At 38.5% G+C, this 11,883-nt stretch carries 8 protein-coding genes; 4 read left to right on the top strand and 4 right to left on the bottom strand.

Going from position 1 to position 11,883, the window contains the following annotated elements:
- The first annotated feature begins 8 nt into the window (after nucleotides 1-8).
- Complete coding sequence (locus BVC89_RS03195; RefSeq protein ID WP_086929818.1) at nucleotides 9-743, top strand: acyltransferase; 735 nt, start codon at nucleotides 9-11, stop codon at nucleotides 741-743.
- Between the two features lie 383 nt (nucleotides 744-1,126).
- Entirely contained in the window at nucleotides 1,127-2,095 is a 969-nt protein-coding gene (locus tag BVC89_RS03190; protein WP_086929817.1) for an acyltransferase family protein, read from the top strand.
- A 202-nt stretch (nucleotides 2,096-2,297) separates the two neighbouring features.
- Here BVC89_RS03190 and BVC89_RS03185 read toward each other — a convergent pair whose 3' ends face one another.
- Both BVC89_RS03185 and BVC89_RS03180 read right to left on the bottom strand, forming a co-directional pair.
- Nucleotides 2,298-3,032, bottom strand: coding sequence for a hypothetical protein (locus tag BVC89_RS03185; RefSeq protein ID WP_086929816.1), 735 nt, complete (start codon nucleotides 3,030-3,032; stop codon nucleotides 2,298-2,300).
- A gap of 9 nt (nucleotides 3,033-3,041) precedes the next feature.
- On the bottom strand, nucleotides 3,042-3,833 hold the full coding sequence (locus BVC89_RS03180; RefSeq protein ID WP_086929815.1) for a hypothetical protein: 792 nt from the start codon (nucleotides 3,831-3,833) through the stop codon (nucleotides 3,042-3,044).
- A 794-nt stretch (nucleotides 3,834-4,627) separates the two neighbouring features.
- On the opposite strand from BVC89_RS03180, the gene BVC89_RS03175 reads away from it, so the two are divergent.
- A complete protein-coding gene (locus BVC89_RS03175; RefSeq protein ID WP_086929814.1) occupies nucleotides 4,628-7,525 on the top strand; it encodes a TonB-dependent receptor domain-containing protein in 2,898 nt (965 codons plus the stop codon).
- 110 nt (nucleotides 7,526-7,635) lie between these two features.
- Here BVC89_RS03175 and BVC89_RS03170 read toward each other — a convergent pair whose 3' ends face one another.
- Nucleotides 7,636-9,027 (bottom strand): polysaccharide lyase family 7 protein, encoded by a 1,392-nt coding sequence (locus BVC89_RS03170; protein WP_158657762.1) that lies wholly within the window; start codon nucleotides 9,025-9,027, stop codon nucleotides 7,636-7,638.
- A gap of 711 nt (nucleotides 9,028-9,738) precedes the next feature.
- On the opposite strand from BVC89_RS03170, the gene BVC89_RS03165 reads away from it, so the two are divergent.
- Nucleotides 9,739-10,689 carry a helix-turn-helix domain-containing protein gene (locus BVC89_RS03165; RefSeq protein ID WP_158657761.1) on the top strand — a complete coding sequence of 317 codons (951 nt, stop codon included), beginning with the start codon at nucleotides 9,739-9,741 and terminating at the stop codon, nucleotides 10,687-10,689.
- 15 nt (nucleotides 10,690-10,704) lie between these two features.
- Here the strand turns inward: BVC89_RS03165 and BVC89_RS03160 are convergent, their stop codons facing one another.
- Nucleotides 10,705-11,742, bottom strand: coding sequence for a zinc-dependent alcohol dehydrogenase family protein (locus BVC89_RS03160; protein ID WP_086929811.1), 1,038 nt, complete (start codon nucleotides 11,740-11,742; stop codon nucleotides 10,705-10,707).
- Nucleotides 11,743-11,883: the final 141 nt, after the last annotated feature.

Raw genomic sequence — 11,883 nt, 5'->3', positions numbered from 1 at the left:
TTAACGAATTGCGAAAAGAACATAAGCCGCTCATTATTCTAAAAATTCAACGCAGTCTCAATAGCTGGTACACCAAGCGTATCCTCCGCCCTCAATTTGATAGTTTGGGAAAGCATCCCTTTTTTCTTAAACCACAATTCATTACCCTTGCAGGAAAAAATATTCATGCTGGGAATCACCTACACATTATTGGTGACAAAAACAAACCGGTTAATATATCTACATGGTCAAGTAAACAGCAACAAGGGAATGTTAGTATCGGCAGTCACTGCTTGATCTCACCTGGAGTGAATATAGCCTCCGCCGTCGATATCACCATCGGAGATAACTGCATGATAGCGGCGGACGTTAATATTAGCGATAGTGACTGGCACGGCATTTATAATCGAACCCGCCCTTTTCGTTGCAGCGCTCCCGTGCATTTAAAATCAAATGTTTGGATAGGCTTAAAAGCCATAATAGGCAAAGGTGTTACTATTGGCGAAAATAGCGTTGTCGCAGCAGGTTCAGTAGTGATTCAAGATGTACCCGATAACACCATTGTTGGTGGCAACCCCGCAAAAATTATTAAACGCATCAATCCGAATAAACGAATGTTAACCCGCGAGTTCCTTTTTCAGCATTCACAACAAGATGACAACCACTACATCGACAACCAAAAGCAACTAGACGCCTATTTATTTAATGATAATAGTACTTGGCACTGGCTAAAAACCAAGATAGCACCAAGTGATAAAGACTAAGCCTTCTCAAGTTTACGATAGTTGTTAATAAAAATATAAATTTTTGCGTCAATAATTTCTCAAGATGCAATATTACATGACATCAAAATCATACTATGCTTTGTAGTAGTGTGTCTCATATTCATGTTTATATTATTTTCATTGATTGCATTAACTTTTATAGAAGACGCAAAGCGGTTTGAGATTTAAAAAACCACTTAATTTTCACATCAAGACTTTAAGTATTACAAGATTTGCCTACTTTTACTCATAAGGAGTAGAAATTTTTGACTATACTGATTTAGCAAATCTGATACTAATATTTAAGATATCTCTTTTACCTAACATTTTAAAAAGTTAGTGCAATTTTATTGTGCAAGCTCTACTAATGGGGATTATTCCATTTGGATAAGTTCGACTTTTCGTTATTGTTACGAGCATTCTCTATTTTTTCAGTCGTAGCAACTCACTTTGGGTTGTATGAGCTGGTAGGTGGCTCTTTATATCTTATAGCACTATCGGGCTTCAACTTCGTAAAATATACCATGCCTAAATTAAACAGCATTAACGGCTATCCTCATAACCCATCTAATACTGAATTATTTCACGCTTATTTTCGCTTTGTTGGCAAACTGGCTTTACCAACTATACTCTACCTTTTTGTAGTATTTATCATTACAGGGCAGAATCATATTTTCAGTTTGTTGCTAGTGAGTAATTTTATTAGCCCCGACTATGCAAATGGAATGTCATATTGGTTTTTAGAAGTTTTATTACAAATATATTTATTGTTTTCTATTATATTTTTTATAAAACCCATACGCCTATCAATATCAGACAGCCCATACCGATTCTTTTTTCTAGCTTCTCTTATTGCATATATTATTAGTAGAACCTGCATCTATTTCTTTGACACCAACGACTTATTTAATCGTCTTCCTCACCTACTGTTTTATTTATTTCTACTCGGTGTTTTAACAGCTTTTAGTAAAACCACATCGCAAAAAATAAAAACCAGCATACTGCTAACGGCTATTTGCGCCGAAGCGATGATTACAAGATTCGGTGGACTTATTACTTTTTACTACTTTGCTGTTATTGCCACAATATGGTGTAAAAATATATATTTGCCCAAATCACTATGCACACCAATAAAATTAGTAGCTATGAGTTCACTGTTTATTTACCTAAGCCACTTTCAATCACTCAGCCTACTTAAAAAAATCAACGCCGATATAGCACCAGAAATATCAGTCCTTTTTGCCTTAGTAGTTGGCATTGTATTAAGTACAGTATGGAAAAAACGCTTTGTTTTAATCTCAATAACTAAGACAAGGATTTCAAGCTCCATGCAGTCTAAGACTGTTGTATAGTGTATAAACAGAACTACACAAAATAAAATCAAAAAAATAACAAGAGACTCATACCTTAACATTCTATATATTTAATTTATACATTATTACTCTAAAGAAAATTATTTTCTCTAAAAAATAGAGGTTTTTTAGAAAAAAAACAACACTCTTAATAAAAAGAATGTTGTGTAAAAAACCTATTTTCTTCAGCTACACATTCGCTTTAAATACATTGACCTGGATTAATTAGATCTGGTTTGCAATCTTCAGTAAAAAATCGAATATTATATATTTTAAAACTCGACGCACCACTATTCTCAGGCCATACTTTTAAATATGCTAGCGTTGGATATGGTAATAAGCCCGTGATAAAAATGCTAGAGCCGTTTTTCGGAAAACTGATTTGCTTAATTTTCTCTATGCTACCATCTTCCTTAAGGTAGTATAATGCAGCTAAAAAATCACTCTTGTCTCCCGCCGCATAAGTGTAATCAATTTTAGCCTCAATTTTAGGGCCACGTATTTCATTAGAATATGTGGCTGATGCTTCCATAAACACAAAGCCTTCATCGTCTTGATAACTTACATCTCCAGAGTCAACAAAATCAAAACTTATATAACTTGACTCAGGATCAGAAAAACACCATATCCATGGTTGATACATACTAGAATAATCCATTGAATTAGGTTTTATGTAGCGATTTTCAACACTCGATGGTAACCAATAGGTTGTATAGACGGATGATTTTTTATAGTTAGCTATGTATCCACTTTTTAATAGATTGTTATGATTACAATATTCTGTATGACTAAATTTCATCTCCCTCCAAAAAGTTGGAGATGATTCTTCTACTTCAGTTAAAAGATTTTTAGAGTAAAAATTCTCTTCGTTAGCTATCACGACACTAGCATGTAAAAACATATAAGATAAAATTATTTTCTTTACCATATTCTTCATATTTTTTCCTTATAGACATTGACCAATATTAGTTTGATCAGGTACACATTCCTCACTGTACAAGCGAATATTGCTTACTTCGATGCGACAGCTATCTGCATCTTTCTCAAGATTACAATTAGTGGTGATTCTAAGAGCTGTCGCCGTTGGGAATGGCAACGTGGTGCTTATTTTATATTCTTTAAAATTATGGTTGTGAGCATTATCCGTCTTCAATGTTTTTGCAACTTCCCATTCGCCATCTTCGGTGAGATACATAATGCTTAAATAAGTAGGACTGTTGGTGATATTTTTAAATGTCACTTCTGATTCGACACGTGGCCCACGAGTATCATTAAAGTAATTTGCATAGGACATCATAAATAAATCACCTAACTCTAAATGTTGATCGGGCTCTTGAGAATTTGCTTCAAGAATCACTCTTTCTTTAAAAAAGTGCGGCGAACCACATCGAATACTGGGGCGGTAAAGTATTGTTGTAAATGCTCCCGCTGTTGAAATATACTGTGTTGAACTACTCGATGGTGGATAATAGTTATTTTCTAAATAAACTGGATTCGCTACTGAAGGTGGTTCATGATAAATATGATAGTTCTGATAACCATGCTGAAGCGCTAAACCTTCTAACCATTCAGAGTTACAGTAAATACGTTCATCGAACTGAGCCTCAAACCAATGCGTTGATTTAGCAGGGACTTCATCGAACTTCAACTTACCTAGAATATCATTTCTAGTTTCCGCGAATGAGTGAGTATTAAGCAATAATGATAAAAATAGAATTCCAAACGTTATTTTTTTCAAATTTAACAATCCTTAGTAAAAATAAGACAGGCAAAAGCCATGCATTATTTTCGGCAATAAAATGTTTTGGTATTTTTCAGACACACAAGAAATTCGCAGTTAAAGCAACTGTAAATATAGTATGCATATGAAGAGTGTGTGTTGTAGTATTAGATATAATAGACTTGCATAACTTCCTCCTGAAGAAGTGATTCCCAATATTTAATATACATAAAACTCCTTTTCTAAATTATTTCCATTTAATGTTTCTGGTAAGAATTTATATGTCTTTTCCAGATATCTGTATTATGCCATATACTCCAATTTATTATAAAAAATAGAATGCCAATATATTTTTTAGGGAAAAAAATTGATTAACTTCAAAAGAAATACGAAATCATGAGACTAAATACCAGCGGGAAAAGTAATATATCTTTCATAACAAGATGAGCATGAAGATAAACCGGTTAATTAAATTTATCTCTCGTTCAAAACCTTTTCTCGGACTCGGGTAATTTTTCAGCAATGAAAAAATAAGTGAAGTAAGAAATTTGAATACTACAATAAAAAGAATATTTTTCACTCAAAACGCTTCACAAGATTAAAAAAACAGCACCTGTCACCAAAAACAACAATCTTGTTCGTTTCGTCTAAAGTTATATCTAAAAATCAACTTTCGCATTATTTTTTGTGCTTATCGCATTATTTCTTAACTCTCGCATCTGATAGGGTCTTGCACTTAATATTAAAAATTATGTCTTTGACTGCCACATCAGTCTCTATTTTTCACATAATAAAGAAATAAGGGTATTGCGATGAAAAAAAGTTTAGCAAAAACTTTTATATTGACATCTGCCGTGCTTGCTCAACCAGGTATTGTTGTTTCTGCTTACGGGCAGGAAGAAAAGCAGGTTGAGGAAGTGGTCGTAACGGGCTCGCGCATTTTGCGTAATCCTCTCGATGAAGCGGCACCAATGACAAACTTATCAGTTGAAGACCTTGAGAAAACGGGGCTCACAAACTTTGGGGATATTCTGCAACAGTTACCAGTAACAGGCTCTGCAATCAATTCGCGTTTTAATGTTCCTGGCAATTCTGGCTTCCCTCAGGACGGTACAGGTATCGGTGCTGGTGCAAGTGAAGTATCTTTGCGCAACCTTGGTGCTAAACGAACGTTGGTTCTGGTGGATGGACGACGCTGGATTCCCGGGGCATCGGCTTCAGGTGTGCCTGTTGCAGTGGATTTAAATACTATTCCAGCTAACGTTATCCAACGAGTGGAAGTATTGCAGGACGGTGCATCAGCAATTTACGGTTCTGACGCAATCGGCGGTGTAGTTAACGTGATAACTAATCGCTCCTTTGAAGGTTTTAAACTCGACGCTCAAGCCAGTGGCTATGATGAAGGCGACGGCGAGTCTTATAATATCTCAGCTTTATGGGGTGTGGGCAACAACGAAACTCATATTGTCTTTAGTGCTAGCCGAGTTGATGAGCGCGGAATTCAGACTGCAGATAGAGCTCAGTCAGCTTTCCCAAGTCCTTTTGCTACCAGCTGTGAAGCCGGGGGTTGTTCTTCCTTTACACCTCAAGGACGCTTTATTCTAGGCCCAAACCTTGGTGGTGCTGATATTACATTGAATGACGGTGTCCTCAATGATGGTATGGGTAATATTCCTAATTTTGATCCGTCTAACCCAGCGTCGGGCGATTTCCATGCGTTTACCGCAGCAGACAGATTTAATTTTAACGGCCCTGGCTTTAATTTCTTGCGCACACCTAACGAGCGCTACAATTTATTCACTAGTGTCAGCCACAAGTTTAACGACGATTTAGAATTTATTGCTAAGGCATCTTACACTAATCGTAATTCAGCGACTCAAGGTGCTCCTGAGCCTTTATGTTTAGGTAATGGTTGCGGCAACGCGATTTTGGATAACATCGTGATTGACGCTGACCAAATTTATAATCCCTTTGGTGTTGATCTATCCGTCGCTAACGGCAACTTAGATTTCTTTGGTCGCAGACCTTTAGAATCAGGACCGCGAATGTTTGAGCAAAATGTCGATACCTACTTTTTTAGCGGTGGCTTTGAAGGTAAGTTTGAAATTGGTGATAGAAATTACTATTGGGACTTCACTACCAGCTATGGTAATAACCGAGGTGTTCAACAAAAAGCTGGTTCTCATAACGCCGCTCGTTTAGCAGTTGCTCTAGCTGATCCTGCAGTGTGTGCTGCTGTTCCTAATTGTGTGCCGTTTAATTTCTTCGGTGGCCAAGGGCCTGACGGCACAGGTTCAATTACCCAAGAGATGTTAGATTTCGTCGGTTTTGTACAACGAGATATTAGTGATCAAACACTGTTAGATATCTCCGGTAACTTGACAGGGGCCATTGCAGAACTACCTGCGGGCACTCTAGCCTTTGCAACCGGCTTCGAATATCGCGAACACGAAGGTTCATTTCAACCAGACCCTGTTGCCGAGTCAGGAGAAACTGCAGGTATCGCCTCTGGTGCAACGTCAGGTGAATTCGATGTTACTGAGTTTTATGCAGAAATTAATATTCCGCTACTAGCCAATGTTGCAGGCGCAGATTACTTAGAACTGAATTCAGCACTACGTAATTCGGATTACAGTTCATTTGGCTCGGAAACGACATTTAAAGTATCAAGTTTGTGGCGTCCCATTTCTGACCTTTCTTTACGAGCATCTGTTTCTACAGGCATTCGTGCACCAGGTATAGGTGAATTATTCGGTGGTGCGGCGCGAGAAGATTTTACCTTCTTAGATCCTTGTGCTGATGTGTTGGGTAATTTGGGTACTGCTAACGGTGGCCGCGATAGTGCACAACCCCAGAATATCATCGACAATTGTGCGGCACTTGGAATACCCACCACTTTTGCGCAAACCAATCCACAACTATCAGCTCGCTCTACCGGTAATGACGAACTGATTGCCGAAACTTCAGATAGCCAAAGCTTTGGTTTGGTATATAGCCCAAGCTGGACGGATGAGGTTAGTTGGGCAGAATCTATCACCTTCTCTCTAGACTATTATAATGTCGAGGTCGAGGATGCAATCCAAGGTTTATTCGCTGGTGATATTATTGATAACTGTGTTAGCGGTGCGAGCTTGGATAATACTTTTTGTAACCTCGTTCAACGTTCACCTTCAGGCAGTGTCAATATTGTAGAAAATAGACTGCAAAATATTGGTGGTATTGAAGCTTCTGGTTACGATATCGCGGTGCGCTACTCTGGCCCAACAACAGATATTGGACAATTTAGCTGGAACGTAAATGCAACCAACCTCGATGAATATACAGAAACAACACCAACTAATCCTTCTGGCACTGACCTCGCCGGAACCATAACGGATGAAACCTTCCAAAGAGCATTTCCTGAGTGGCGAATGACATCAACACTTGATTGGCAGTATGAAACCTTTGGAGCAGGAATTACCTTCCGTTACGTAAGTGATATGGACCAACCTTCTGGCAATGTGTTAAGTTCAGAGGTATTTACCGATATCCAGTTCCGTTACAAGCCTGCAATATTTGAAGATAAGTTCTCGATTACTTTTGGCGCTAACAACGTTCTCGACAATGACCCTGCAGTGTGTGATGCCTGTGGTTCCATTGGCATGAGCCCTGTTATTCACGATCTTCCGGGGGTAGTTGCTTATCTCAGACTCAGCGCACAGTTAGATTAGTTAGCATAAGGGCACCTTTAATAATTATTCCTCCCCTCAAAGTTATTAAACTTTCAGGGGAGGCTGTTACGACACGACATTTTTAATAGAAGTTCTCTAAGATACGCGTACTAGAACACTTTCCTATCATACTGGATATTTTCGAACATAACTCTAGCTTCGTTAATATTACGTTTTTTATAAAACGCTTCTTCCTCTCCACGTTCAGCTCTTTTATTTGTTACTGCATCCTTCGCTTGTAAGTAAGAGCCAAATTTCAAATAGTCAGCATCAGACCGTTGAACATCGTATACATCACTTTTTTTACCCATTGCAGAGACCTGCAACTTACCTCGATCGTTTGAATAATTGACATCTATACTCTGCCCTTTTTTGATGGTACCAAAATTAAACGTTTTTTTGCTGCCATCTTTTTCCTTAACTTTTAAGTAAACTTCAAACTGACCATCGTTTGCAGTTCCGTTAACCTTGCCTTTTTCATTAGTATCAGCCACATATAACGCGGCAGAAGCGCCCTTATATGATGGATGAAGCTGCAATACTATCGCTTTAGAGCCTTTTGAAAGAGAAGGAGTTATTCTTGCCGAAAAATTCTCTTGGGTTTTGTCAGTTGCTGTGCGCAAGCTCTTATCAAGCTTCATTTCGTGACGGTCACCGCCTCCATTTGGGGTTTTTACTTTTTCTTTACGGGCATCAAAAACGAATTTACCACCCCCTGCACCAGGATCTCCGCCTTCCAATACAAAGCCTTGTTTTTTAAGGTCGGCTGTCGACTGCATTATTTTGCCGCCACTAGTGGGCTTAACTGGTTCAGTGTTTGTGACGTTGTCGGGAGATGTAGCTTTACTACTGTTCTCCTTGATGGGCTCACGATTTGTTTCTTTTAATTTTTCATTATCTTTTATTGGCTTCTTATCCACAGATGACTCTTTATCCTTAGAAATACCCTTATCACTATCCTTAGAAATACTCTTATCATTATCTTTGGAAATGGTTTTGTCATCTTTGATTGCTGGCTTATGATCTATTTCTTTTGAATTTGATTTTTCAACTCCGTTTTCTCCTTGGTCGTTATATATAGGCTTAGAAGACTCAGGGCTAGCATGGGTAGGTTTTTTGTCTAAATCTCCTCCCTCACTCATTCCGTTTGAAGGTTTATTAGATGATAATAATGAATCTATAAGATTTAGTGTCTTAAATAACAGATCGAAAGCCGAGCCAATAGAGTTAAAACCACCATTATTATTTAAGCTTTTTGTGAGAGGATTAGAACTATTGTTTAAACCCATACCTGAGCCAAAATCAGATTGTCCAAAATCAATCTTATTGGCAAAAGGGTTAAAGTCAAAATCAACCATTTGCGGACTTGAAGTGGAAGAACCAAAGTTACCCTGTGTAGTTTGGCCATTATTAGAGTAATTGTGATGATTTTGCCCCGCATAGTTTTTGGCACTCTTTGCCACTGCACCATAAGAGTTATCTACCTGCATATTTGAGGCCATACCCGTTTGACCAAAACTAATCGCATTCGGTCGCAAGTTGTGATTGGAGTTCCAAATATTTGACCGATTCGAAGAAAACCGATCAAAATTTTCTCTCTGGGGTTGGATAGATCCAGCACTACTTAAGCGCAGAGGGGATATCTCATTGAAATTTTGCTTCTGTTTGTTGCTTATGCTAGCCATAACATACCGCTCATTCTTAGTTTGTTTTCAAGTATGTGAGCAAATTTAACCTTTCGGTTCTAATAAATTAATATTTATAACTTATAAGGATAATGGCGCATTTTTTAATATAATTACACATATATGAATTCAACGTCATGGCACGTCTTATAAAAGCGGAAGACCAATTAGCTAATACTTCTCTCCCCAAGCGGCCTCGTTGCACTGTTAATGGATATCATAAGCAACACTACAATTTTACATTTTTGTAAAATTGTTTTAAAAAGAAACGACTCTTTTGCCCAAGAAGCTGTTTCTCAGCTTGCAAATACAATTGAGTCAAGGCAAAAATAACCCATAAACTGGAGTTTGCATAAAGTAGGTAAGCATTTTGAGGTAATTTTCAAAGCTGTATCAGCGAGTGCGAACGTTATAAAATGGCTTCTAAGCAGCTCAGTGATTGAGAATATTATTGAGGAATTTGTTTAACGGAACGTATATAAAATAGATTAATAGACATTAAATAAAAGCTCTATGGGAAACTCAACAGTGTCTCTAATAACAGATAAGCAGACAATAAACAGTATACCAACACAAATATGGCGCCTTATAACACAAAAAAATGTTGACTATTACACAGGTCTACCTACTGAAACGTCACATGGAGCTTGGGAATTCTTTAAACCCACACCAAATTCTGAATTAATCTTTGCTCAAATAAAAAAATCTTTTAACAAATCAATTAGGCTATTAACAAACGAAAAACATGTTAATTTATTTTTTACTCAGGGCTGCCATATAAATATAAAAGGTGATGGCCAGCAACCCCATTTAATCCCCTCTGAACACGCTTCTATGTTTTTGTTACCACAACAAAACATTAGCCTTCAATTAAAAGCTTCACCTTGTGCATTTATTTTTATTCTTCAACTACCTCTTGATGCGCTGGCTGATTGTATATACCCGTCAGTATGTCCTGAATTGAAAACATTGTCGGGAAAAAACTTTCGCTTATCCAAAAAAAGCGTGGAGATTATTGACGCGATCTGCAAAAATAAATCATCATTAGATCTAAGAGCTTGTTTTATTAGCGGTAAAACTTACGAGCTTGTCGACGAGATTTTACAAAATTTTCAGCACACTATTGGCAATTGCCAGAGTAGCATTAGTTACCAAGAAAATGTCGATATCACCCAAAAAGCTGAGGCTATTTTGCATAAGCTTTATACGTCACCACCGTCGCTGGAACAACTAGCTAGAAGTATTGGCACCAACCGCAATAAACTTTCTAATAGCTTTAAAGCCATTCATGGAAAAACTGTGTTTGAATATTGCCAGCAATATCGTATGTCGATTGCAAAAAGAATGCTAAGTGAGCATGAGCTGAGTATTTCACGTATCGCAGAAATTGTCGGTTATGAGCACGCGAGTAATTTCACTTCGGCGTATAAACGCCACTACGGAGAATTACCAAAAGCCACTCAGAGAATTCGGGCCTGAGCTTAGGCCCATACATCAGAACTGATCAATAATAGTGACACCCGTACCTTCAAATTTATCCATATCAACTAATGCTCGTGTCGCCTCTTGCAAACTAATACGCTGGCCAATAAGTTTGCCTGGCGATAACTTTCCAGCTTCAATCATCGCTAACATGTCTACATAACGATGAGCTTGCATCCCATGGCTACCAATCACTTCGAGCTCATTAGCAATCACTTTAGCCATCGGAATCTTTGCACAACCATCATCTTCAGCCATCAAACCCACCTGAATATGTTTGCCTCGCTTTCGCAGACTGGATACGGAGTTAAAACAGGTCATGGGATGGCCTAAGGCATCTACAGAGACATGAGCACCACCATTAGAAACATCCATGATACTTTCAACGACATCATTATTTTGGCCATTAATTGTGGCAACTGCTCCTAAGGATCGAGCAAACTCAAGTTTGTGATCATCTATATCAACGGCGATAACATTCGCCCCTAATGCATTGGCGATCATGATTGCTGATAAACCAACACCACCACACCCGTGCACCGCCAGCCATTGTCCGGCAGAGAGATTACCCTGACTCACCACAGCTCGAAAAGAGGTAGCAAAACGACACCCCAGGCCCGCAGCTTCTGCAAAATCGATGCTCTCTGGTAGAAGCACTAAATTATTATCTGCATAATCAATGGCAACATATTCAGCAAATGATCCCCAGTGGGTAAACCCAGGCTGAAATTGCTTCTCACATACTTGATGATTACCCGATGCACATTCGCCACAACTTCCACAACCGCAAACAAAGGGTAAGGTGACACGATCACCAATATTATAGTGCTGCACATGCTCACCGACATCAACGACTACCCCTGCCACTTCGTGACCAGGTACATGAGGTAGAACAATATCCGTATCGTGCCCTCGCCATCCGTGCCAGTCACTGCGACATAAACCCGTCGCCTTAACTTGCAAAACGACACCATGCTTACTCGGTGTGGGATCTTCCACCCGTTCTACGCTCACAGGGCCTGAAAATTGGTGGTAGATTGCGGCTTTCATAATTATTACCCCCCAAAAGCAGTGTTAGTAATGTGTGGCGATACAAGTGAAATCGACGATACCGGATTTTTCTCATCGTTACATCCCATCATTTTGTTGACAATATAGTGTCTCTGTGACAATATATATATTTACTGTCTC

This window comes from Agarilytica rhodophyticola (assembly GCF_002157225.2).
GTDB classification, from domain to species: domain Bacteria; phylum Pseudomonadota; class Gammaproteobacteria; order Pseudomonadales; family Cellvibrionaceae; genus Agarilytica; species Agarilytica rhodophyticola.
The sequence above is the reverse complement of the archived record's forward strand: the minus strand, read 5'-3'. Positions and strand labels throughout refer to the sequence as shown.